Raw genomic sequence first — 21,973 nt, forward strand, 5'->3', positions numbered from 1 at the left:
CTCAAGCAGCCGCTGATTTTTGTCTGCCGCGACCTGTTTGAGTGGACGCTGCTGCGCGGCCTGAGGATCGAGTATTACGCTGTCGAACGCGGTGTGGTGGTTCGACGGGCTGACGCCGAAGCCGGCAAGGCAGACGGCAGCGCCATTCGGGATTTTCTCATCGGAGTCAGGGGCTGCTTCAATGCGTACCCGTCCCGAAAACGTCGTCGAAGCGTGTCGCCTCGATGGCCAACCGGCGTTCAAGTTCCTCTAACGACGCTGTCGAAATTCGCGAGGATACCTCTGCCGGGATGGTGCCAAAGCGCTTGGCCAGCAGACGCTGAAGGGCTGCAGCTTCGCCTTGTTGCAGCCCCTTTTTGTTCGCGAATCGTTCGATCGACGTCACGTAGCGCATTTGTTCCTGCTCCTCGATTAGGTCAATAGTCTGCCACAACTGCTGCGTGAAATGCTCGGGGAGGCGCATCATCCAGTCGAGTACGACAAACAGGTTGATGATGTGCTGTTTTTCCCAACCGCGCCGGTACAGCAACTGGATCAACGCCCGCATGCGCTTCGCCGCGCGCGACAACGTCGATCACCCGGTCAGCCTGTACGCCGCGACCAGGAAGGCCAACGAGCTGATGGCTCACACCTACTGCCATCGTTGTCCTGCCGACCACCGGCGTGCGCTTGCCGCGGTCGAGGACTTCATGCGCCTCGACCGCATCCTCATCGGGGTCGACGACGAACGCGCCAGGGTGCTGATGCGGGCGATCTACGCGCCGTTTTCGCGCAACCGCGACAAGCTGCTGCGGATGGATACGCGCAGCGCCGAACTCACCAAGTACGCGGCGAACGCCATGCTGGCGACGCGCATCCGCTTCATGAACGAACTGGCGCGGCTGGCCGAACGCGTCGGCGCCGACATCGAACGGGTGCGCCACGACATCGGCAGCGATCCGCGCATCGGCACGCACTTTCTCTACGCCGGTACCGGCTACGGCGGATCGTGCTTTCCCAAGGATGTCAAGGCGCTGGTCCGCACCGGCCACGAGGCCACGACAGGGGCATTGATCTGCGCGTGCTGACTGCGGTCGAAGCGGCGAACGATAGCCAGAAGCGGGTGCTGGTCGACAAGGTCGTCGCCCGTTTTGGCGAGGATCTGCAGGGACGCAGCTTTGCCCTGTGGGGCCCGGCCTTCAAGCCGGACACCGACGACCTGCGCGAAGCGCCGGGTCGGGTGATCGTGCACGAACTGCTGCGCCGCGGCGCGGCGATCCGGGCATACGACCCGGTGGCGATGGACGGCTTCCCACTTAAGCCGGGACAATCTCTAACTTCAATGGGTTATGCACAACCCGGTGGCGGGACTTCCTCGGTAAGGGAAGTTCCCCCATCTGGTTGAGCAGCCAATCGAAAAGATCAGGGAAAGAGGTGCTAAACAGACGTTCGGCTGCGATAGTGCCGTCACTACGTCTCACCCCATAGTTGTGGATAACCGTTAGCGCAGCCAGGCGGCATTTCGTCAGACCTCGCCCGTTATGATACAACTGGGACAAGCGGCCATTGCGCCCTTCGACGGCGGAGGAGCTGCGATGGAACTGTCGCACCATCCATTCCCCCCATTCTAGCCAGCGCTGCAACTCACTCTCGGAGAATCCCGAATGGAACGGGTCTGCTTTCCAGGCCTCTAATGCTCGCTGCCAAGCCTCCTGATACCGTTTCCGGTGAACCCTGTTTTGCGTTTTCCGCATTTGGTAGTGCCAATAGAGTACGGGCAACAGCTTGCTCGTCAGCCATTGCCGAGTCGCTTCATCCAGAGACCAGCCCAGCAGGATTTCTTCTACCCAAAGCCACCAAAAGCTGACGTGACTCGATAAGGCGCCGATCTGGGCACGGAACTTCTTCAGGGCGGAACGGGTATCCTGGATCCCTTGTTGCGCCGCCAGAGTTTCCAGGGCCTGTGCTCGCGTTTCCAGTCCTGCCACTACGCTCTCCGCCGTCGTGCGAGTATTCTCCTCCAGGGAGAAGGGATGGATTTCCTCGGCGATTCCCAGCAACTGCTTCTGGTACTCTTGCTGCGCCTGTTCCACTTGCGCGCGGGCTTCCCAGGCACAGGCCTGTTGTGCCGCCAAAGCCGCCTTTTCCTCGGTACTGGCTCCGCGCGACGGCTGATCAAGGGCCTTCTGGGCCAGTTCGCAGCACTGATCCGCCTTGGCTTTTCGACGTCCCAAGGCCGGTGACAACCAGCGACTGAGGCCATATTGCTCGTGGAACGTATCCGCGCCCGAGGTACACTCAAAGCCTGTGACCGCTAATTTGATCAGGGCCTTCGCCCGGTCACTGATGGCGTGGTTGACTTCGATACCCAGTGCTTCCAGGCGCGGGGTCACCTGGGCAAACCAGGTATCGAAACCCCGGTCCTTCTGAATCGACTCCAGCAATAGGTAGCCCGAGGACAAATCCATCAGCACCAAGATCAGAATCTCCCCAAAGAACGTCTCATCCGCGGCCACCACCGCTTGGCGTGTCCGCGTCGGTACCGAGGCTTCACACTGTTGCTGAAACAGGGGCAACAGCGCTTCCATCCGGCTGAGTTGGGTCTGCAAGGCGCTGGGAGACACCCCCACATGGGTATGAAGGCGGATCAATTGGAAGAAATCCGACAAGGCACCCGCCCCCACATGATGTTGCAGCCCGAACGTGTACAGCACAGCAAATACCAGCAATCTCAGCCATGCCTCCCCCTCTTCGGTTTCCCAAAACCCCGATTCAGGATGTCGGTTCCTACGGGCTTGCGCTTGCAGGTGGCGATGAACACTGCTTTTCGGGCGATGAATTAATTCCCCCACTGCACGCAGGCTTCGTTTTCCCTGGTCTGTAAGTGCGGCAAAAATGACGCGGCTGGTTGTCCGTATGGCTTGAGTCGTAGAGTTTTTTTGTCATAAAACTGATGATACAGGAGATGCGGCAACCAGTTCCCATCTCCTCAGCTCCCTTCATCCTCAGACTCTATCGGTAGCATGACTGTCCCGCTTTAAGTGGGAAGCCCGATGGACGAAGCGCTGCGGGTGTTTGGTGACCTGCCGGGGCTGAGCTTCGCCAGCCAGCAGGCGGACGCGCTGCGCGATGCCGATGCGCTGCTGATCGTCACCGAGTGGCGGAAGCTCTCTGGTCCTTGGCGAAAACGCACTCCCAGCAGGACCCGATCTTCCGCAGCACGTCGTCATACAATCGACTGACGGCGGCCGAAGCGCTGAAGCAGTTGCAAGGGCTTGGTTTCGACCCAGAAGTCCTGCCGTCCCCCAGCACGATGGCGGACGTCCTCAACCGCAATGGCTACCGGCTGCGACCGGTGCTCAAAGCCAAGCCCCAAAAAAATTCCAGAAACCGATGCCATCTTCACCAATCTTCATGAAAAAGACAGACAAAACCAGGAGGGAGGTCAAACCAAACGACTGAGCATGGACGGCAAGGCGACCGTGAACATCGGCGACTATTCTCGTGGTGGGAAGACTGTGTATTCCACGCAAACTGGACACTGATTCCACGGCAAACTGGACAGTCGGAGCGTAGCGACGCGGGGTTGATGGGTGGTACTCCAAGACGCTTAGGAACGCCCACGAAATAACTTCCCGGTTTTATGCTGTTGAATTTGGCAGGATGGTGTAATTCCATGGGGGCAGTAGTGCATCGGCGACGATGCGCAGGGATGCCTTGAGATCAAGCGCCGCTTTCCGTCCGGTTTCGTAGACGCGATCGATAATATCGACGGTGACCTGAAGTCCAGTTCGAGTCTGGGTACGCTCGATCAGTTGTTTGACCAGAGGCACGCTTTCAAATACGACGCCTTCGCAAGCGCGCGTGACATGGGGGAAGACGCGGTGCTCAATCGGATTGTGCTTGGAGCAATACGGCGGGAAGTGGGCGATCCGAATTTCCAGCTTGAGCCGATTGGCAAGCGCTTGCAAGTCCTGCTGAAACAACGGCGAGCGTGAGGGGTTGCTGCCACCGCCATCGCACAGAATCAATATCTTATCGGCATTGGGATGATCGTGACGTCCGTGCAAAGACCACCAACGTTCCACGCTGTCACACGCGAACTGCGTGGTGTCATGACTCGTGCCCAGATTGACATGGGCTTTGTTCAAACCGATGTCGTACAAGCCATGCGGTACGACTTTGCCTTCGCTATAGCTGGGAAAGTCATGATCCAGCACGGCCAGGGTCTCTCGGGTGTAAAGCGTGCCGTTCCGGTAAAAATTGCCGAGCATCTCTTTCTTCTTGGTGTCCATGGAGAGTACGGGCTGACCAGCCGCCAGGTACGCGGCCTTGAGCGCTGTGATGTTTTCAAACTGCGGGTTGCGCTCAGGGTGCTGCTTGAACGACGTCTTCTTCTGCGCCTGACGGCGAACAAAGCCATGCTGCTTCAGCAACTGGCGAACAATCCGGCAACTGACCGGGGTTCCCGTCGCGCTAATGCGCCGGGCAATCTCCGGCTGGCGCAGATGGGTCCAACGAATGGCGTGCTGCGGACAGCCCGCCGTATGCTCTCGAACGACGTCCAGAAACGTCGTCGATAATTCGGGCGTCAGGTCGAGCTTACGCTTCCGCCCACCGCCTTTTTTCGGAGCTTATCCCCCGTCGCCTCTTCCGCTATGTCCAGGTCGGCCAGTCCTTGTCGGATCGTCTTGCTATCGATCTCAAACAACTGCGCGATGTACTGCTGGCCCCCATGCCCCAACTTGTCAGACTCCACCGCCGCGTACCGGCGACGATCCTTTTCCGATAGTCGCCGATAGAATTCCTTCATTCGCCGCTCTACGTCTTCCCGGTAATAGCCCACGCTGCATTCCCTTTGCTGTTTTCAGAACAACCAAGCAAGCAAGTGGCATGCCCGAGCGCACAGTCAAAACGGGAAGTTATTTCGTAGGCGTTCCTTACTCTGGTCAAGTTTTTAGCTCACCCGAATAAATGTCTTTGGTCTTTTTAGTGCGTGTCAGTCGGGGCGAATTTCGTTACGGCGTAACGATTTCCGGACCCAATCGACGCTGTTTCTCGTAGTAGTCGGCGCTGCCATTGGGAAGCCTCGACGCCTGCGTTGCGGCGTCGCTATCGGCCTGACGAAGAAGCCTCTCCAGGAACTCCTGTTGTGTTACGCCGTAACAGAATGCCAGACGTTCGAGTGCGCGTTTGGTGTGGAAATGAAGAACGATATTCAGCCGATCGCCGTGTCCGTTTTCATCTTTCAGATGACGTTCCCGGTATTCCAACTGTCGTTGCGCGTTGGTCTTGGCCATTCTTACCTCCTGATGAGCGTTACGCAGTAACGCACGGTTTGCGCGCTGGCACGCAGGAAATCCCTGAAACCGAGGCGCGGGCGGTGGAATGCCTGGCGCCCGGGAGGGGCAAAGCGCAGAGTTATCCACGGGCGCCCGCCAGACGGCGCTCCTTCTATAGCTGGACGGCTGGCGGGCGGCGGTGGATCACTCGTCAGTCTGGCGCGGCGGTTCATTCGGGTTTGCCGTTCTTGCGCAGCGATTCGCCATCGAGATCCAGGACAGGCGCCTGATGCACCAGGCGGTCGAGGATCGCATCGGCGAGCGTCGGGTCACCGATTGCGGCATGCCAGTGTTTGACCGGCAATTGACCGGTGATGATTGTCGAGCGAGTCCCATGGCGATCATCGAAGATCTCCAGGAGGTCGCGGCGGCTCTCGTCGGTCAGCGGCGCCAGCGCCCACTCGTCGATGACCAGCACCTCGGTCTTGGCAAGCTGCGCCAACGTCTTGAGGTAACTGCCATCGCCGTGGCCGATAGCCAGGGTCGGCAGGAGTCGAGTCAAGCGCACCTAGAGTACCGAATGACCCTGCCGGCACGCCTGATTGGCGAGTGCGCAGGCGAGAAAGGTCTTGCCGATGCCCGTCGGGCCACAGAGCAGGACGTTCTGGTGCTCGCCTACCCAGCGGCCGGTCATCAAGCGAGCGAACAGCGCCCGATCGAGGCCGCGCGGATGCCGATAGTCGACATTCTCCGGTGTGGCCGCCTGTTTGAGCCGGGCCCGTTTCAGACGGGCGGCGTTCTGCCGCGACTCGCGGTCGGCGGCCTCGCTGTCGACGAGCAACCCGAGGCGCTCGTCGAACGACAATTGGCCGATGTCCGGGGTTTGCGCCTGACTGGCCAAGGCACGGGCCATGCCGGAGAGACGCAATTGGTGGAGTTTCTCGACGGTGGGATGGTTGAGCATGGCGAGTCTCTTTCAGTGGTAGTAATCGGGGCCACGCAGATTGGCGTGTTCGACGGGCAAACAGGTCTGGGCCGGGGCGCTGACGACGCGCTTCTGGTCCAGACCGTTCTTCAGGATCGATTTCAGGCTGCTGTAGGAGGTGGCGCCGATGGCGACGGCCCGCTCGCAGGCCGCTTCCAGGCGGTCGTCCCCGTAGGCCTTGCCGAAGCGCAGGATGCCCAGGCACGCCCGGTAACCCTGCTGCGGAGGTCGGCGCTGATGCAGAACGCTCTGCACGACGGCAGCGGTATGCGGCCCGATCCGCGTCGCCCAGTCGAGCAGGCGTGGCGCATTCCAGCCGAGGACCGCCTGGTGGCCCGGGGTCATGTGCGCATCGACGGTGGTGTGCCGACCGCGGGCGTCGTTCCGGGCATGGCTCGCGATGCGCACGCCGCGCTGGAACCACTCGACGGTCGTCGCCGTCAGCCGACTATCGACCTTCTCCCGGGCAAAGCGGTAGGGCACCGAGTAGTAGTGGCCAACGACCTCGACGTGATCGTCGATGCCGACCCGCACCACTTTACGTCGGGTTGAGTTCGGGCTCGTAGAAGCAGGGGGGTGGTGACCCCGCTCTTGAGGTTGTCCGGGACCAGGAGAGCCGTACAACCATGGAGGGGCTCGAAGGTGCGCACATGGCTGCCAATCCAGTCCGACAGGCTCTGGCTCCAGGTGGCTTCGCAGTAGGTATAGTTCGAGGCGCCCAGGACGGCGAGGAAGATCGCCGCCTGGCGAATTTCGCCGGTCATCGTGTCGGTAATCGGCACCGTCGGGCCGGCGTAGTCGATGAACAGTTTCTCGCCCGGGGTGTGCGTCTGGCGCAGGCTGACCGAGAGTCGGACGACCCACCGCCGATAGTGGGCGCAGAAGCCGCTGTAGTGGTAGCCCGACGGATGCTCGGCTTTGTATTCCTGCCTCAGCAGGTCGAGCGTGACGCCCTTGCGCCGCAGCTCGCGGTGCACACCCGGCCAGTCGGGTTCGGGGCGACTCTGGCTCGACGCCACCGCCGGCGGGTAGAGCTGCGCCTCCAGCCACGCCTCACTCGTTTCGGCTGGCAGCGGCCACGCCACGCCAACGAGCTTCGCTCGGCGGAGAATTTCGCCGACTGTCGTCGGCGAGCTTTTGACCACTCGAGCGATCTCGCGATGGCTGAGGCTACCCTCGTGGGACAGCCGTAACACGTCAACAATCTTGCGCATGGATAACCTGGTATTCGCCATGTGGGCCTCGGCAAATTTACCGAGGATGCCACGGTTATCCCGCGCGCTACGCTAGTACAAATGACTGTCCAGTTTGCTGTGGAATTGGTGTCCAGTTTGCCGTGGAATACGCAAAGACCCGGGGGGACCATCAGGCTGCCGACCACGATATGGGTTGTGAGGAAAAGTACACGCCATTCGGTTTGGTCGACGAGGATGGCGGGCCACTGGACCTGGCCTTTGGCAGTTCCGCGAAGACCAGCGACTTCATCGCGGACTCCCGGTACGACTGGTGGGAGCGCCTGCCCCCGGACGAACGCCAAAATTTCACCCAGCTCCAGATCAAGGCGGACAACGGACCGGAAAGCAATGGCCGGCGCACCCCGTTCCTCAAACGCATAGTGGAGTTTGCCGACCACATCGGAAAGCCCATCCAACTGCTCTACTACCCGCCGTACCATAGCAAGTACAACCCGGTGGAGCGGTGCTGGGGGATCCTGGAAAAACACTGGAACGGCGCAAAACGAACGGACGTGGACGCCCTGCTGGGATGGGCCAAGAGCATGACCTGGAAAGGCGTCCATCCCGTGGTGGAACTCAGCCGCAAGGTCTACCAGAAGGGCATTTCCTTATCCAAAGAGGCCCAACAAGGCAGCCGCCAATCTGAAGGCCCATGGTGTGCGTTTAGCGAGGCGGCAACGGTGCTCTTGGATGAATACGCTTTGTCTCGGGAGGACCCCGATGCCATCGGGGAGCAACGGTTTGTCGCCCTGGGCATGAGTGCCACTGGTGCGTTGTTGGGAGTGGTGTACACGCACCGCCAGCCAGATGTTTACCGAATCATCTCGTCATGGAAGGCTTCGAAGCCGCAGAGGAAGGTCTATGAAGAAAATCGCTGCTGATCCCGTGAGGGAGATCGACTTTACCCAGGCAACCCGCGGTGCGGTGATTCCTATGGAGCCTGGTAAGACCAAGATTTCTATTCGGCTTGACAATGCAGTCATCGATTATTTCCGCGATCAAGTTGACCGGGCAGGCGGTGGTAACTACCAGACGCTGATCAATGATGCTCTGGTCATGTTCATCCAGCAACGCTCGATGATCGACGCGCTTCGGCAGGTGGTGCGTGAAGAGCTGGCGGGCGGGCAGACCAAACAGCGGGAAACGGGGAGCGTATAGTCGGAATATGGGGCGTGCCAGCCAAGCGCTGCCCAGAGGCTGCTTCAAGCCACCCCAGCCCGTCGTGCCAGGGGGGGTGATCGATTACCCCGCGGGTTGTTGTTGCGGAGGTGGCGCTAGAGGGGTAGAGGGCGGCGGTAGCAGCTGAGCTGTCCGAGCTTGCAATGGAGGGTACGGTCACCGAATTCGCAAGGGTCACCGTTTACCCCATAGCCCCGTTGGCGTGATCGATCCGGGCCGCCGCGGACAGGAACGCGGTCGGCCCGTCGCAGCAGGGGGTGTTCAGGATCGTTCGACGAACACGGCGTCCAGGGTCTGTGCGTCGAGCACGCGCTTCGCCCACGCCTCCAGGCGCTCCGGTTCAGCGCCTGCGAGCTGGCTCTCGACCCAGGCCGGCAAGGCCCCGAAGCGCCAGGTCAACAACTGCTTCAGCAGCCGTGCTTCGCCTTGCTCGATTCCCTTTTCAATTCCCCTTTCGATCCCTTTTTCGATCCATCTCTCCATCGCCTGTTGTTCCCATTGCTCGGCAATCGTCAGCATCAGTTCACCTCCACCACTCAAAGTTTCTGTCACGACCTGGCGCAACTGGTCACCGCTCAAGCGGTCGATGCTCGCCGCCTGCGCCAGGTACCGTAAAAGCGTATGGACATAGTCCAACCCCATCGAGCTCTGCGCGAGGTCCCGCAGCAGTCCCAGAATTTCCGGCAGCCGTTCGCGCAATTCGTTCCGGAAAATGTACTTCAGGGTCAGCAGCGCCGTATGCAGCATGACCGCGCCCTGCAGCTCGTCGTCCCGGTATCCGCTCAAGTCGATCAGGTGATAGACACACGCCGGCACATAGGCGCGCAGGGCCGGAGCATCTTCCACCTCATCGGCGAATTGCCGGCTGACGCGCCAGGTCGCCGTGCCGTGATAGACCACGACCGGCACGATCACCGGCAAGCGGCCGGAATTCCCGGCGTTCCTCCATTGTTCCCAGATCCGTACCCGGTAACGCAGGAGGTCCAGGCCGATTCGCGACTCGACGTAGCTCTTGTGTTCGAACAGCACGTGCACATAGCCGGTTCCGCCGCCGCAGAGATCGACGGTGTACAGCAAGTCCGCGGGATGCAGCGCAAGTTCCGGATCGAGAAACGAATCCTTGGCCGTGCGCAAGGTCTTCCAGTCCAGGGCCTGTCCGGCTGCCGCCGGCAGATAACGTTCCAGGAACTCCGCCGCCACCTCGGTCCGCCCGAACACCGCCTTGAAAAAGCGGTCGTGCGGGCTATTCAACGCTGTCATGTGCGATCTCCGCCAACTCGCTGAAGCTTCATCCTACCACTGTCTCGGTTCTGGCACCCACCGCTTCCCGCCTTCGAGTGTATTGTGAAAGGAGACGGTATGGAACTGGTTCCCATCCACAAACGAGTCATCGGACTCGACGTTCATCAGGCCCAGATCACGGCATGCGCGATCCTTGAGGAAGCGGATGGCGAGACACGCATCGAGCAGCATCAATTGGGATTGGGGGCCTTCAAAAAGGACCGGCGGGCGTTGGCGGCCTGGGCGGCGGCGCTGAATCCCGACGAAGTGGTCCTGGAAAGCACGGGCATCTACTGGAAGAGCCCCTATGCGGCGCTGGAGGTGGTGGGCATCCGGGCGAAGGTGGTCAATGCCCGTCACGTCAAGCAGGTGCCTGGGCGCAAGACCGATGTCGGCGACGCCCAGTGGCTCGCGACCCTGGCGCGTGCCGGTCTGCTGCGTGGGTCATTCGTGCCGCCGGCCAAACTGCGTGAACTCCGGGTGATCTCCCGGCAGCGACAGAAGCTGGTCAGCCTGCTCACCTCCGAGAAGAACCGCCTGCACAAAGTGCTTTCCGATGCAGGCATTCGCTTGGGCGTGGTCGTCAGTGATCTCCATGGCCAGTCGGCACGCGCCATGATCAAGGCGATTCTCGACGGCCAGCCTCCGCATGAGGTGCTCCATCTCGCCAGCCGACGTCTCAAAGCCAGCCGCGAGGAATGGTACGATGCCCTCCAGGGTGAATGGACCGCGAGCCATGGGTTCGTTCTCGACGAACTGTTGCGGCATATCGAAGAACTGGAAGCGAGCATCGCCCGTTTCGACGCCCGCCTGCTCAGTGAGTTGGCGAGCGAGAAAAATGCCCTGGCACTGCTGCAAACCTTACCCGGTGTCGACGTCATCGGTGCGGCCATGCTGCTGGTCGAAATCGGCAGCGACAGGAGCGTTTTCGGTACCCCCGACCGCCTGGCTTCCTGGGTTGGCATCTGTCCAGGAAACTATGAGTCGGCGGGGAAGCGCAAGTCGGGGCATATCCGCAAGGGCAATCCCTACGTCCGCCGACTCCTGTGTGAGTTCGCTCACGCCGCCAGACGCACCAAGTCGGCGTTCCAGTCCAAGCTCTGACTCGCTTCGGCTTCATCCCCGCAGCCGCTTGATTCACGCCAACCCATTTGCATGACCCAGGGGGGTCAGGCCTTCGTTCGCCTTCCGGGTGGCTTCTTTCACATTAAAAAGGTGCAGGATGCAACGGGCTTCATGTACAATAATTCTGTACAATTTATCTGGAGTTGGACATGACCATCGAGACAACCTACAGCCAGGCCCGTGATCAGTTGAAAGCGCTGATGGATCGGGCCGTGGATGATCGCGAGATTGTGGTGGTGCGTCGCCGTTCCGGCGGGGCAGTGGCCATGATTGCTGCGGACGAACTGGAGAGTCTTACAGAAACCGCACACCTTCTGCGTTCTCCCAAGAATGCAGAGCGCATGCTCTCTGCCCTGGCACGCGCTCGGGGGGGCGAAGTGCAGCCGACGCCTGTGCATACCCTGAAGCAGGAACTGGGGCTTGATGGCTAAGGTCGCCCGGCTTGCGGTTTTCCAGCCGGAGTTTATCGAAGATCTGCGCTATTGGGTGGAGACTGATCGCCGTACAGCCAGGCGTCTGCTTGAACTGGTAGAGGCGGTGTTGGGGGATCCGTTTGACGGGATCGGCAAACCAGAACCTTTGAAGTACCTGGGGGGTGACGTATGGTCGCGGCGCATCACCCAAGAGCATCGCTGTGTCTACCTGGTGAAAGCCGATCGCGTGGAGTTCTTGCAGGGGCGGTATCACTATTGAAATTCACGTGACTCGGAGGCGCCGTTAGCCTAGCCTAGGAAAAAAGCGAAAAAAGGGGACAGTATAGTTAATTCCCCACGAGCCCTCGCAACTTCGGTCAAGGTAAACCCGAACGGTTGCTTGGGCGAAAAAGCCCGCATTTTTGCAAGGATGGGTAAACGGTCATGACTTTGCAAAACACCCCCGATGATGAAAGTCATGACCGTTTCCCCTCCCACGGCCCTCGCTGCATCGCGGGCCGGCTGCGGCGGCGCGGAGCAGTGCTTCGCGAAACCCCGCCTTCGCCCCCGCGAGGGGGAGGAGGGCCTTCGACAAGGTTCAGGGCTGGATTCGACACTCCGGCGACGAGAGAAAGAGATACTCGATTGTTCAGACAAGGGTCGGTGCTCGTGTTGTCAGCGGCAACGACATTCGGCTCGCTGTACAGGTTCGCGCCGCCGGGACCGACTCGCCCGGCGGCAGCCATCGGCCCAGCTCCTTTCCGATCACGAACTTCGGCGTGAATCGACTGTCACTTTTGTCCGGTTCGAGAAACTCCACGCCGCAGAGAATCCCTTCGTCCTCCACGCCGCAGCATCAAGGTGCCAGCCAGAGCCGCCGCCGCTACCACCGCGAACAAGGCTGCGGCCTGTACCCAGTGCGCGATCCGCGACAGCCGCCCGCGTTCGGGCTCGGTCAGAGCCAGTTGTTCCCCCACTGATGCGCCAATCCGGGATTCCTGGTCGCGGAGTTGCGTCAGGCCTGGCTCATCTCGCCGGGTTCTCACTCCATTGACGAAAATCACCCGCGACAGCCGCGCCTGCTTCAAATGTTGCTCACCGTCCGCGCCGATGCCTTGCCAGGTGATGACCTCGGTCGCCGTTTCGTCGATCACTGCCTTGAAGGTATCGTCGGCGAGCTGCAGGTAGGCGACGAGTTCGGCCAGGCCATGCTCGAGCGGCCTCGTTCTCGCACAGTTCGCGCAGCGTCACCTGCGAGCGATCCTGCAGGGCATGGCGGATGTGGCGTGCGAGCTGCGCGCGATCGACCACCACCTGCGAGAACAGCACCGCGGCATCGACATCGCCATCGCCCGCCTGCGAGCGCCAGGTCGGCGATCGACGGCTTGATCGCCGGCGTGTACAGCGGCCGCTCGATCGGCAGTTCGATGTCGGCGGCGGTGTCGGCGATGCTCATCACCGATCCCGTCGGCGGCGTGTCGCGCAGCGCCAGCGCCTTGGCCTCGATGCCGTGCAGGATGTCCATGATGCGGCGATTTTCGAGCCAGGCCTGGTCGTCGAGAAAGCGGCGCAACTGCTGCGAGAGCTGGGCGACCGTACGCTGCGTGTGCTCGCCGGCTTCCAGCCAGTCGTAATGCACCCGGCGGGTGCGCACGTCGGGCCGCAGTTCGAGCACCGGTTGCAGCGCCAGCACCCGCTCGAGCAGGTCGTCAGCTCTTCCTGACGGCGGCTCGACATCAGGAAATCCCAGAAGGCGCGAAAGCTGCGCCCCTGGTCGGAGTCGGCAATCGCATCGCGCTCGCCCATGATCTCTTCGAGCAGCGCCCCCTTGGCGCCTTCCCACAAGGCGATGCGCTCGCGCACGCGCCGGTCGAGGCCACGAAAATTGTGCTCGACCTCGCGAAAGTCGGTCAACAGTTCGCGCGCCAGCGTCGTGAACTGCTGGAAGCGATCCTTCAGCCCGGTGTCGTCGAGCATCGGCAGGTCACCCGACAGGACGCGCGCGATCTCGGATGTCGATCTCGTCGCGCCGGCGCTGCAATTCGGCGATGCGCGCCTGCGGGTCGGTCTCGCTGCCCTCGCTCATCTGCTTCAGGAGCTCGAAGAGGGTCAGCAGGCGCGACTCGGTGCCGACGAAGCTGCGTTCGGCGAGCGTCGCCAGCCAGGCGATCGCCTTCTCGGTCGCCGGCATCAGGTCGAAATGCGGTTCGTCCGACCCCTGCGCGTAATACTTGCGCAGCCAGCCCTTGTCGTTCGCCGCCCAGTCGTTGAGGTAATCGAGCGCTGATTTCGGGAAAGCCGCGCCGCCGAGGCGCTCGCGCAGCGCATACAGCTCGTCTTCGAGCGCTTCGGCCAGGTCGGCCTGCGACCATCACCCGCACATTCGGCGCGATGAACACGCGCTGCAGAAAGCTCGCCAGCAGCGGCGCGTGCTCCGAGCGCAGCAAGCGCCAGGCCGGATGGCTCTGGCGCAGCAGGTCGAGGGTGGCGTAGTCGAGGGTCATGACAGCAGCGCGTCAATCGCGTCCCAGCACTTTTCCTGGACCATCACGAAGCAACAGCGGCCCTCGGAAAGCGCCGCCCATAGTCCACTGATCAAGCTCGGCACCAGCATCAGGTTGCCGCTGTCGCTGGCTCCACAGGCCAGTTCCGGCACCGACTCGAGCAGACGGAAGGGTACGTCCTTGGTGATGCCTGACGACGGCTCCTTACCGATCCAGTTGAGCGTTGGCAAGTCTCAGGCCCCGGCTGCGGGTTCATACGCGTCACCGCATCGAGCGCATCGGCGAGGTTGCGCACCGTGCGGTCGGGATTGTGGAGTTTTTCGAGGCCGAACAGGCCGATGCGGAAGGTGGTGAAATCGGCCGGCTCGTCGCACTGCAGCGGCACGCCGGCCGCGGTCTGGACGCCGATGGCGACGAACTTCCTGCCCGACTGGATTTCCGGGATCGTCGGTGTAGCTGACGACGACGCCCGGCGCCTGGAAGCCCTCGGCGGCGACGCTCCTGAAGCCCTTGCCGGTCAGCAAGTGCGCGCACGCGCAGGCCGACTTCGAGCTGCTCCTGGCGTACGCGCTCGAAACCGTAGTTTTCGGTTTCGCGCATCACGTCGCGCAGGGCTGCCAGCGCGTCGGTCGGCATCGTCGCATGATAGGCGTGGCCGCCGTTTTCAAAGGTCTCCATGATCTGCATCCACTTCTTGAGGTCGCAGGCAAAGCTGCTGCTGGTCGTGGCGTCGATCCTGGCGCGGGCGCGCTCGCCAAGCACCACCAGCGCGCAGCAGGGCAGACCGGTCCAGCCTTTCTGGGGGGCGCTGATCAGCACATCGACCGCGTTGGCAACCATGTCGACCCAGACCGCACCGGAAGCGACGCAATCGAGGACGAAAAGGCCATCGACTGCGCGCACCGCCTCACCGACGGCACGCAGGTAGTCGTTGGGCAGGATCATTCCGGAAGCGGTTTCGACGTGTGGCGCGAAGACGAGGTCCGGCTTCTCGGCGTGAATGCGAGCGACGACCTCCTCGATCGGCGGCGGCACGAACGGCGCCTGCCTTTCGTCGCCGAGACGGCGCGCCTTGCAGGACGATGCTGGCCGAAGGAATCCGCCCCATGTCGAGAATCTGCGTCCAGCGGAAGCTGAACCAGCCATTGCGGATGATCAGGCACTTCTTGTCGGTGGCAAACTGGCGGGCGACGGCTTCCATGCCGAAGGTTCCGCTGCCCGGCACGACGATCGCCGTCTTGCCGTTGTAGACCGTCTTGAGAATCCGCGCGATGTCCTTCATCACGCCCTGGAAGCGCTGCGACATGTGGTTCAGGGAGCGATCGGTATAGACCACCGAGTATTCGAGCAGACCATCGGGATCGGGTTGGGGCAGCAGTGCAGGCACGATTGTCTCCAGTTGTAGGGTGAGAAGCGAGAGTTTGATTGGTCAGGGAAGGACGGGGAGCATAACGCCAAGTCCGCATGGCGCGCTAGTCACAAAGCGGCCTGGCGGTGGAAGCGACCCCCCTGGATTCGCGCGCAAAGCATCCTTGACCGGGCACTTCCGGCGACAGCGCAAGCGCCTTATCCCCTAGAATGCAATCCTGCTTACCGCAACCCCGGTAGCGCTCGAATGCACAACCCACTCCTGGAACGGGAACCACCATGGCCGGAGCCAGCCTGCTTGCCCTGATCGATGACATTGCCTCGGTCCTCGACGACGTTGCCCTGATGACCAAGGTCGCCGCCAAGAAAACCGCCGGCGTCCTTGGCGACGATCTGGCACTCAACGCCCAACAGGTGTCGGGCGTACGGGCCGAGCGCGAATTGCCGGTGGTCTGGGCGGTCGCCGTCGGTTCGCTGAAGAACAAGCTGATCCTGGTACCGGCGGCGCTGGTGATCAGCCGCTTCATGCCCGCGGCAGTGATGCCGCTGCTGATGCTCGGCGGCATGTATCTGTGCTTCGAAGGGGTCGAGAAACTGGCTCACCGCTGGCTGCATGGCGCTGGCGATGACGACGCCCAACACGCCGAGCAACTGGCTCTGCTGGCCGACGAAAATGCCGACCTGCCGGCACGCGAAGCCGACAAGGTCAAGGGAGCAATCCGCACCGACTTCGTGCTCTCGGCCGAGATTGTCGTCATCGCGCTCGGCACCGTCGCCGACCAGTCCTTCAGCACGCAGGTCGCGGTGCTGTCAGGGATCGGCCTGATCATGACGGTCGGTGTATATGGCGTCGTCGCCGGCATCGTCAAGATGGACGACATCGGACTCCATCTGCTGACCAAAAGTGGCGCACTGGCGCGAACGATCGGCAAGGGCCTGCTGCTGGCGGCGCCGCGCCTGATGAAGGCGCTGACGGTCATCGGCACGGCTGCGATGTTCCTGGTTGGCGGTGGCATCCTGACGCACGGCATACCGCCGCTACATCACCTGGTCGAACACCTCGCCGGGCTGGCTGGTACCATTGCCGGCGTCGGCGGCGTGCTCAAGGCGCTGCTGCCGCCCCTGCTTGACGTGCTCGTGGGTGTCGTTGCCGGCGGCCTGGCCCTCCTTGGTGTCCAGGCTTTTGCAGCCATCCGTGCTGCGCTTCGCAGGCAGAAAAGACAGTAGCCGACGAGCGCCAGCGGCAACCCCGAAACGCGCGCGCCGCTTACTCTTTCGGCGCGTCACGCAGTTCGCGCCGCAGGACCTTTCCGATCGGCGTCTTGACCAGGGCATCGCGAAACTCGACATGGCGCGGCAGCTTGTAGCCGGTCAGATGGGCCCGGCAGTGCTCGATCACGGACTCCCTGTTCAGCGTCGGATCCTTCCTGACAATCACCACCTTGACCGCTTCACCCGATTTCTCATCGGGCACGCCCACCACCGCGCATTCGAGTACGCCCGGATGCGCCGCGACGACACTTTCGACCTCGTTCGGATAGACATTGAAGCCCGACACCAGAATCATGTCCTTCTTGCGGTCAGTCAGGGTCACGCGGCCATCGGCACACAGATGGCCGATGTCGCCCGTCTTCAACCAGCCGTCCTGCAATACCTTGGCTGTTTCTGCGGGATTGTTCCAGTAGCCCTTCATCACCTGCGGACCACGAATGCAGATTTCGCCGGTGTGTTTCTCGATGTCGCCCGCTCCGGTCCATGCCGGCAACTCCTTGAAATCCTCGTCTCTGATCGACAGCTCCGTGGACGGCAGGGGCAGGCCAATGCTGCCATCCCAGGGTGCGCCCAGAGGCACGGCGCAGGCGCCTGGTGAGGTCTCGGTCAACCCGTAGGCTTCGGTGAGACAACGTCCGGTCACTTTTTGCCAGCGCTCGGCCACCGGCTTCTGTACGGCGGCGCCGCCACCGACCACCACCTTGAGCATCGAAAAATCGAGTTGCTCGAAACCCGGCGTATGTAGCAGACCATTGAACAGCGTATTGACGCCGGTCATGCCGGTGAATGGCCAGCGCCCGAGTTCCTTGACCAGCGCCGGCAGATCACGCGGATTGCTGATCAGCACGATCAGGCTGCCCCACTTCATGAACGACAGCGTCGAGGTCAGGCAGAAAATGTGGTACAGCGGCAGCGGCGCAATGATGATTTCGCTGCCTTCCTTGAAACTGCCCGAGATCCACACACCGGTCTGCTCCAGGTTGGCAAGAATATTGCGGTGGGTCAGCATCGCCCCTTTTGCGACACCGGTCGTGCCACCGGTGTACTGCAGGAAGGCGATGTCCTCACCCTGCAGATCGACCGGCTGCAGGCGCGCCGCCATGCCTCGTTCGAGCGCGTCGCGAAAGGTCACGGCGCCATCGATCTGCCAGGCCGGCACCATTTTCTTCACGGCCCTGATCATGAAGTTGACGATCCAGCGCTTCGGGATCGGCAACAGATCACCGACCTGTGTGGTGATCACATGCTTGAGCGGCGTGCTGCTCAACACCTGCTGCAGTCCACTGGCGAAGTTCTCGACGATGACGATGGCCCGAGCCCCCGAGTCATTCAACTGGTGCTCCAGCTCGCGCGGCGTGTACAGCGGATTGACATTCACCACCGTCATGCCGGCGCGCAGAATGCCGAACAGCGCCACCGGGTATTGCAGCAGATTCGGGGACATGATCGCCACGCGCTCGCCCTTGCCCAGACCCGGCAAGCCTTGCAGGAATGCGGCAAAAGCACCCGACATGCGCTCGAGTTCGGCGTAGCCCATGGTGTAGCCCAGGTTGTGAAACGCCGGTCGCTCGGCAAATTTGCCAAAAAGCCTCTCGAGCAGGTCCGGGATCGACCTGAACTGGTCGGGATCGATCTCGGCGGGGATCCCGGAAGGGTAGTTCCTGAGCCAGATGCGATTCACCATGCTCTCCTGCTCGATGATGGCATAAGTAATTGACCGGATTCAAATATTGAAGCTGCTGCAAATGACATCTGATAGAGAATAGTTTTGATTTCCACGCCAACGCTTGATGGCCACGATCTGCCTCATGCGTAGTGATAACTCAAGACCCCTGATACCATCCGAGTAAAAATTGGTGGGGAAGGCCTCGACCAGGTCAAACTTTCGCTCATGCAAGACTTCCATGATGCGACCAGCCTTCATCATGGCCAACGATCTCTGAACTGCTGCCTCTTGCTTGGCATAAATCTCGTCTGTCTTGACCTCAGCGAACAATAGGAATTCTTGAATTGAAGCGACATGGAGTCGCCGTCGTACAACCAGGTCCAGCGATTATTGGCTTTGTCATGATTCATGCACGACATCGCGGCAAATTTTTTCAGAACCATATTCATATTGCGGATTTTATAGTACAGGCGGACTGGCTGAAATATCTCGCCTGTCATGGTCATTACCAGTGCAGCTTGCTTGTTCATGGCATTTAAATAGGAAAGGGAATCAAACGAAGGGGTGTAAAGTGCTTCCGACCGTCCTGGCATCGACACCTTACACCATCGATGCGAGGGAGAAGGTAGATGCTCGAAAATCCCGCCAGGATTGACTATAGCCCAGACACGTGGCCGATGCCACTGCACGCTGCACGGCCATCGATGGTCGATGGGTCGTGAGGCGCTGGTCGCCGTCGCGTGTGAGCAGCGCGCGGCGCTGGCGCGGGACATGCCGCACCGGCAGATCACGGTATGGCCTGAACCACGGATTCCAGGGTAGGTGGTCTTCAAATACCAATCCGAACTTCTTGCCCTGCTGTGTTACGGTCGATCGCCGTCAATCGCTCACCAACTCACCCTGCGCCGGATTGCTGTCCTGTGCCGATGTCGTCGACATGCTCTTGGCGCAGCTCCGAAAGAAAGGGTAACAACAGCTCGGCTGCTGCGGTGGCGATCTCGTCGAGTGACAGCGCGCCATCCGGCCGGTACCACTGACTGCTCCAGTTGAGCATGCCGAAGAGCAACAGGCGCAGCGGTGCTGCCGAACTGCGCAACCTGCCGCTGGCAGCCAGTTCGTCCAGTGTTGCCTGCCATACCTCCTGGTAGCGGTCAGTGACCGCAGCGATTTCGGCCCTCGCCTCGGCGTCGAGTGCGCGCGATTCGTAGAGCAGCATCGGCACCTGGCAATCGCCTTCGAGAAGGTTCCCGAGATGGGCGCGGATCATCATCCGCAGGCGCTGCGCAGGGTCGACGATGCCATCGCTGGCCGCCTGCAGGCGCCGGTAGCCGGTCTCCAGGCCTGCGATCATCGCCGCCTTGAGCAGTTCCTGCTTGCTGCGGAAATGGTAGAAGGGGCTGCCCGAGCGCATCCCGACGGCCTCGGCGATATCGCGCGTGGTGGTCGCGTCAAAACCTTTCTCGACGAACAGGCGGGCCGCCGCGTGCAACAGTTCTTCGCGGCGGTTCGCTTCCAGCGTGCCTTGCCGTTGTTTGCGGCCGGCCGGCATGGTGATCAGAGCGCCGCTGCCAGGCGCGTTCCCTGATCGATGGCGCGTTTGGCGTCGAGTTCGTTGGCGACATCGGCGCCGCCGATCAGCGACAGCGGCACATTGGCGGCGCGCAGACCGGCTTCGAGATCGCGGCGCGGTTCCTGACCTGCGCAGACGATCACGTGGTCCACCGGCAGGCACTGCGGCTGGCCATCGACGATGAGGTGCAGGCCGGCGTCGTCGATGCGCTCGTACGTCACCCCGGAGAGCATCTGTACGCCGCGTTTCTTGAGCAGGGTGCGGCGAATCCAGCCGGTGGTCTTGGCCAGCCCGTCGCCGACCTTGGCGGCCTTGCGCTGCAGCAGCCAGACCTGGCGTCGTGTGGCTTCCGGGACCGGTGGACGGAGGCCGCCGCGGTTGGCGAACTCGGGGTCGATCCCCCATTCGCCCTGGAAGCGCTCGATTTCGTCGCGATCGTCGTCGGTATGGGTCAGGAACTCGGCGACGTCGAAGCCGATGCCGCCGGCACCGATGATCGCCACGCGTTCGCCGGCAATACGAAAGCCTTCGATCAGGTCGACATACGAGATCACCTTCTCGTGCCCGATACCGGGCAGTTCAGGCTGTCTTGGCACGATGCCGGTGGCGAGAACGACATGCTCGAAGCCGGCATCGGCCAGCTCGGAGGCTTCGCAGCGTTTGCCGAGTTCCAGGGTGACCCCCGCGTCCTGCAGGCGGTGATCGAAGTAGCGCAGCGTCTCGCTGAATTCTTCCTTGCCCGGGATCCGGCGTGCCAGCCTGAACTGCCCGCCAATTTCCGCGGACGCATCGAACAGGGTGACCCAATGCCCCCGTTCGGCCGCAGTCAGCGCGCAGGCCATACCCGCCGGTCCGGCGCCGACGACGGCGATCCGCTTGGGCGCTGCTGCTTTCTCGATCAATAGTTCGGTTTCCCGGCAGGCCCGCGGATTGACCAGACAGGAAGTCAGCCGGCCGGCGAAGATCTCGTCGAGGCATGCCTGGTTGCAGGCGATGCAGGTGTTGATCGCGTCGGCGCGTCCAGCCGCCGCCTTGTTCACGAAGTCGGCATCGGCGAGGAAAGGGCGTGCCATCGAGACCATGTCGGCGCAGCCGGAAGCGATCACTTCCTCGGCGACATCCGGCATGTTGATGCGGTTGGTGGTGATCAAGGGGATGTCGACCTCGCCCATCAGGCGTTTGGTCACCCAGACGAAGGCCGCGCGCGGCACCATCGTGGCGATCGTCGGAATACGTGCCTCATGCCAGCCGATACCGGTGTTGATGAGCGTTGCCCCGGCGGCCTCGATCGCCTTGGCCAGGGTGACGATCTCATCCCAGGTACTACCGCCTTCGACCAGGTCGAGCATCGACAGACGGTAAATGATGATGAAGTTCGGCCCGGTCGCCGCGCGCACGCGCCGAACCGTTTCGACGGCGAGGCGGATGCGGTTCTCGAAAGGGCCGCCCCAGCCGTCCTCGCGGAAATTGGTCTGCTGGGCAATGAACTGATTGATCAGGTAGCCTTCCGATCCCATCACCTCGACACCGTCATAGCCGGCGAGTTGCGCGAGGCTGGCGCAGCGGGCGTAGTCCTTGAGCGTCCGCTCGATGTCCTCCTCACTGAGTTCGCGCGGGCGGATCGGCGAGATCGGTGCCTGTACTGCCGACGGCGCGACAGCACCGCGATGATAGGCGTAGCGGCCAGTATGCAGGATCTGCAGGGCGATCTTGCCGCCTGCCTGGTGGACGGCGGTCGTGACCTGCCGGTGCTGCTCGGCCTGCGCCTCGTTTTCGAGTACCGCTGCGCCGGGCATCACCACCCCATCCTGGTTGGGGGCGATGCCGCCGGTCACGATCAGTCCGACGCCCCCACGCGCGCGCTCGGCATAGAAGGTGGCGAGACGGGCGAAGCCTTGCGGAGCTTCTTCGAGGCCGGTATGCATCGAGCCCATCAGGACACGATTCTTCAGTGTCGTAAAGCCGAGATCGAGCGGGGCGAGCAGGTGGGGATACGGGTGGTGGCGCATGCGGACAGTCTCCTGAGACGGGTTGAGCGTGGCGTGAGTGATCAACAATTAAGCAAGCAATCGCTTGTTGGATTATCGAGGATTGGCTGGCTGCACGCAAGTGGA

At 61.8% G+C, this 21,973-nt stretch carries 19 protein-coding genes and 6 pseudogenes; 10 read left to right on the forward strand and 15 right to left on the reverse strand.

The window, feature by feature from the left end; translation table 11 throughout:
- Window positions 1-178: 178 nt before the first annotated feature.
- The gene (locus V5B59_RS00005) at window positions 179-547 is read right to left on the reverse strand and encodes a DUF4351 domain-containing protein (protein WP_332351226.1); all 369 of its coding nucleotides are present in this window, start codon (window positions 545-547) and stop codon (window positions 179-181) included.
- A gap of 124 nt (window positions 548-671) precedes the next feature.
- On the opposite strand from V5B59_RS00005, the pseudogene V5B59_RS00010 reads away from it, so the two are divergent.
- A pseudogene (locus V5B59_RS00010) lies at window positions 672-1,285 on the forward strand (nucleotide sugar dehydrogenase); the annotation flags it as partial.
- Between the two features lie 10 nt (window positions 1,286-1,295).
- On the opposite strand, the gene V5B59_RS00015 reads toward V5B59_RS00010, so the two are convergent.
- Window positions 1,296-2,831 (reverse strand): DUF6399 domain-containing protein, encoded by a 1,536-nt coding sequence (locus tag V5B59_RS00015; RefSeq protein WP_332351228.1) that lies wholly within the window; start codon window positions 2,829-2,831, stop codon window positions 1,296-1,298.
- Between the two features lie 201 nt (window positions 2,832-3,032).
- On the opposite strand from V5B59_RS00015, the gene V5B59_RS00020 reads away from it, so the two are divergent.
- The 3 genes from V5B59_RS00020 to V5B59_RS00030 are packed head-to-tail and all read left to right on the forward strand — an operon-like array spanning window position 3,033 to window position 3,524.
- On the forward strand, window positions 3,033-3,221 hold the full coding sequence (locus V5B59_RS00020) for a hypothetical protein (protein WP_332352207.1): 189 nt from the start codon (window positions 3,033-3,035) through the stop codon (window positions 3,219-3,221).
- Window positions 3,137-3,397: an ISAzo13-like element transposase-related protein gene (locus V5B59_RS00025; RefSeq protein WP_332351230.1), complete on the forward strand. Its 261-nt coding sequence runs from the start codon at window positions 3,137-3,139 to the stop codon at window positions 3,395-3,397. The genes V5B59_RS00020 and V5B59_RS00025 overlap by 85 nt, the downstream gene beginning before the upstream one ends.
- Window positions 3,315-3,524: an ISAzo13-like element transposase-related protein gene (locus V5B59_RS00030; protein ID WP_332351232.1), complete on the forward strand. Its 210-nt coding sequence runs from the start codon at window positions 3,315-3,317 to the stop codon at window positions 3,522-3,524. The genes V5B59_RS00025 and V5B59_RS00030 overlap by 83 nt, the downstream gene beginning before the upstream one ends.
- A 96-nt stretch (window positions 3,525-3,620) precedes the next feature.
- Here the strand turns inward: V5B59_RS00030 and V5B59_RS00035 are convergent, their stop codons facing one another.
- The 5 genes and pseudogenes from V5B59_RS00035 to V5B59_RS00055 form a co-directional block, all read right to left on the reverse strand.
- Window positions 3,621-4,574 carry an ISAzo13 family transposase gene (locus V5B59_RS00035; RefSeq protein ID WP_332352159.1) on the reverse strand — a complete coding sequence of 318 codons (954 nt, stop codon included), beginning with the start codon at window positions 4,572-4,574 and terminating at the stop codon, window positions 3,621-3,623.
- The gene (locus V5B59_RS00040) at window positions 4,571-4,792 is read right to left on the reverse strand and encodes a hypothetical protein (RefSeq protein ID WP_248594609.1); all 222 of its coding nucleotides are present in this window, start codon (window positions 4,790-4,792) and stop codon (window positions 4,571-4,573) included. The genes V5B59_RS00035 and V5B59_RS00040 overlap by 4 nt, the downstream gene beginning before the upstream one ends.
- Before the next feature lie 205 nt (window positions 4,793-4,997).
- Entirely contained in the window at window positions 4,998-5,279 is a 282-nt protein-coding gene (locus V5B59_RS00045; RefSeq protein ID WP_332351236.1) for a hypothetical protein, read from the reverse strand.
- Between the two features lie 211 nt (window positions 5,280-5,490).
- Window positions 5,491-6,225 (reverse strand): annotated as a pseudogene (gene istB, locus V5B59_RS00050) (IS21-like element helper ATPase IstB).
- A 312-nt stretch (window positions 6,226-6,537) separates the two neighbouring features.
- A pseudogene (locus V5B59_RS00055) lies at window positions 6,538-7,481 on the reverse strand (Mu transposase domain-containing protein); the annotation flags it as partial.
- 101 nt (window positions 7,482-7,582) lie between these two features.
- On the opposite strand from V5B59_RS00055, the gene V5B59_RS00060 reads away from it, so the two are divergent.
- Window positions 7,583-8,362 (forward strand): ISAzo13-like element transposase-related protein, encoded by a 780-nt coding sequence (locus tag V5B59_RS00060; RefSeq protein WP_332351238.1) that lies wholly within the window; start codon window positions 7,583-7,585, stop codon window positions 8,360-8,362.
- Complete coding sequence (locus tag V5B59_RS00065; RefSeq protein ID WP_332351240.1) at window positions 8,343-8,639, forward strand: BrnA antitoxin family protein; 297 nt, start codon at window positions 8,343-8,345, stop codon at window positions 8,637-8,639. Before V5B59_RS00060 ends, V5B59_RS00065 begins: the two co-directional genes overlap by 20 nt.
- A 282-nt stretch (window positions 8,640-8,921) precedes the next feature.
- Here the strand turns inward: V5B59_RS00065 and V5B59_RS00070 are convergent, their stop codons facing one another.
- Complete coding sequence (locus V5B59_RS00070; protein WP_332351242.1) at window positions 8,922-9,920, reverse strand: Rpn family recombination-promoting nuclease/putative transposase; 999 nt, start codon at window positions 9,918-9,920, stop codon at window positions 8,922-8,924.
- 99 nt (window positions 9,921-10,019) lie between these two features.
- On the opposite strand from V5B59_RS00070, the pseudogene V5B59_RS00075 reads away from it, so the two are divergent.
- From V5B59_RS00075 to V5B59_RS00085, 3 genes and pseudogenes are all read left to right on the forward strand, one after another.
- A pseudogene (locus tag V5B59_RS00075) lies at window positions 10,020-11,039 on the forward strand (IS110 family transposase); the annotation flags it as partial.
- 176 nt (window positions 11,040-11,215) lie between these two features.
- A complete protein-coding gene (locus V5B59_RS00080) occupies window positions 11,216-11,497 on the forward strand; it encodes a type II toxin-antitoxin system Phd/YefM family antitoxin (RefSeq protein WP_288129322.1) in 282 nt (93 codons plus the stop codon).
- The gene (locus V5B59_RS00085; protein WP_169071575.1) at window positions 11,490-11,759 is read left to right on the forward strand and encodes a Txe/YoeB family addiction module toxin; all 270 of its coding nucleotides are present in this window, start codon (window positions 11,490-11,492) and stop codon (window positions 11,757-11,759) included. Before V5B59_RS00080 ends, V5B59_RS00085 begins: the two co-directional genes overlap by 8 nt.
- A gap of 772 nt (window positions 11,760-12,531) precedes the next feature.
- On the opposite strand, the pseudogene V5B59_RS00090 reads toward V5B59_RS00085, so the two are convergent.
- The 3 genes and pseudogenes from V5B59_RS00090 to V5B59_RS00100 all read right to left on the reverse strand — a co-directional run.
- A pseudogene (locus V5B59_RS00090) lies at window positions 12,532-13,983 on the reverse strand (DUF3375 domain-containing protein); the annotation flags it as partial.
- Window positions 13,980-14,213, reverse strand: a complete 234-nt coding sequence (locus V5B59_RS00095) for a hypothetical protein (protein WP_332352208.1) — start codon at window positions 14,211-14,213, stop codon at window positions 13,980-13,982. The pseudogene V5B59_RS00090 and the gene V5B59_RS00095, both read right to left, overlap by 4 nt.
- Window positions 14,214-14,245: 32 nt before the next feature.
- A pseudogene (locus tag V5B59_RS00100) lies at window positions 14,246-15,370 on the reverse strand (alanine--glyoxylate aminotransferase family protein); the annotation flags it as partial.
- Window positions 15,371-15,630: 260 nt separating this feature from the next.
- On the opposite strand from V5B59_RS00100, the gene V5B59_RS00105 reads away from it, so the two are divergent.
- Entirely contained in the window at window positions 15,631-16,578 is a 948-nt protein-coding gene (locus V5B59_RS00105) for a DUF808 domain-containing protein (RefSeq protein ID WP_332351247.1), read from the forward strand.
- 40 nt (window positions 16,579-16,618) lie between these two features.
- Here the strand turns inward: V5B59_RS00105 and V5B59_RS00110 are convergent, their stop codons facing one another.
- From V5B59_RS00110 to V5B59_RS00125, 4 genes are all read right to left on the reverse strand, one after another.
- Window positions 16,619-18,307: an AMP-binding protein gene (locus V5B59_RS00110; protein WP_211203495.1), complete on the reverse strand. Its 1,689-nt coding sequence runs from the start codon at window positions 18,305-18,307 to the stop codon at window positions 16,619-16,621.
- 39 nt (window positions 18,308-18,346) lie between these two features.
- Window positions 18,347-18,619, reverse strand: a complete 273-nt coding sequence (locus tag V5B59_RS00115) for a hypothetical protein (RefSeq protein ID WP_169071579.1) — start codon at window positions 18,617-18,619, stop codon at window positions 18,347-18,349.
- Between the two features lie 565 nt (window positions 18,620-19,184).
- Window positions 19,185-19,838 (reverse strand): TetR/AcrR family transcriptional regulator, encoded by a 654-nt coding sequence (locus V5B59_RS00120; protein WP_169071581.1) that lies wholly within the window; start codon window positions 19,836-19,838, stop codon window positions 19,185-19,187.
- Window positions 19,839-19,843: 5 nt separating this feature from the next.
- On the reverse strand, window positions 19,844-21,868 hold the full coding sequence (locus tag V5B59_RS00125; protein ID WP_332351250.1) for an NADPH-dependent 2,4-dienoyl-CoA reductase: 2,025 nt from the start codon (window positions 21,866-21,868) through the stop codon (window positions 19,844-19,846).
- Window positions 21,869-21,973: the final 105 nt, after the last annotated feature.

Origin of the sequence: Candidatus Accumulibacter contiguus (assembly GCF_036625285.1) — a bacterium.
GTDB lineage: Bacteria > Pseudomonadota > Gammaproteobacteria > Burkholderiales > Rhodocyclaceae > Accumulibacter > Accumulibacter contiguus.

Excerpts from the sequence above, each read along its gene's own strand:
- V5B59_RS00070 (WP_332351242.1), bottom strand. The coding sequence starts at position 9,920 with ATGACAGCGTTGAATAGCCCGCACGACCGCTTTTTCAAGGCGGTGTTC.
- V5B59_RS00105 (WP_332351247.1), top strand. The coding sequence starts at position 15,631 with ATGGCCGGAGCCAGCCTGCTTGCCCTGATCGATGACATTGCCTCGGTC.
- V5B59_RS00045 (WP_332351236.1), bottom strand. The coding sequence starts at position 5,279 with ATGGCCAAGACCAACGCGCAACGACAGTTGGAATACCGGGAACGTCAT.
- V5B59_RS00085 (WP_169071575.1), top strand. The coding sequence starts at position 11,490 with ATGGCTAAGGTCGCCCGGCTTGCGGTTTTCCAGCCGGAGTTTATCGAA.
- V5B59_RS00030 (WP_332351232.1), top strand. The coding sequence starts at position 3,315 with ATGGCTACCGGCTGCGACCGGTGCTCAAAGCCAAGCCCCAAAAAAATT.
- V5B59_RS00005 (WP_332351226.1), bottom strand. The coding sequence starts at position 547 with ATGCGGGCGTTGATCCAGTTGCTGTACCGGCGCGGTTGGGAAAAACAG.
- V5B59_RS00080 (WP_288129322.1), top strand. The coding sequence starts at position 11,216 with ATGACCATCGAGACAACCTACAGCCAGGCCCGTGATCAGTTGAAAGCG.
- V5B59_RS00120 (WP_169071581.1), bottom strand. The coding sequence starts at position 19,838 with ATGCCGGCCGGCCGCAAACAACGGCAAGGCACGCTGGAAGCGAACCGC.
- V5B59_RS00040 (WP_248594609.1), bottom strand. The coding sequence starts at position 4,792 with ATGAAGGAATTCTATCGGCGACTATCGGAAAAGGATCGTCGCCGGTAC.
- V5B59_RS00125 (WP_332351250.1), bottom strand. The coding sequence starts at position 21,868 with ATGCGCCACCACCCGTATCCCCACCTGCTCGCCCCGCTCGATCTCGGC.
- V5B59_RS00110 (WP_211203495.1), bottom strand. The coding sequence starts at position 18,307 with ATGGTGAATCGCATCTGGCTCAGGAACTACCCTTCCGGGATCCCCGCC.
- V5B59_RS00020 (WP_332352207.1), top strand. The coding sequence starts at position 3,033 with ATGGACGAAGCGCTGCGGGTGTTTGGTGACCTGCCGGGGCTGAGCTTC.
- V5B59_RS00065 (WP_332351240.1), top strand. The coding sequence starts at position 8,343 with ATGAAGAAAATCGCTGCTGATCCCGTGAGGGAGATCGACTTTACCCAG.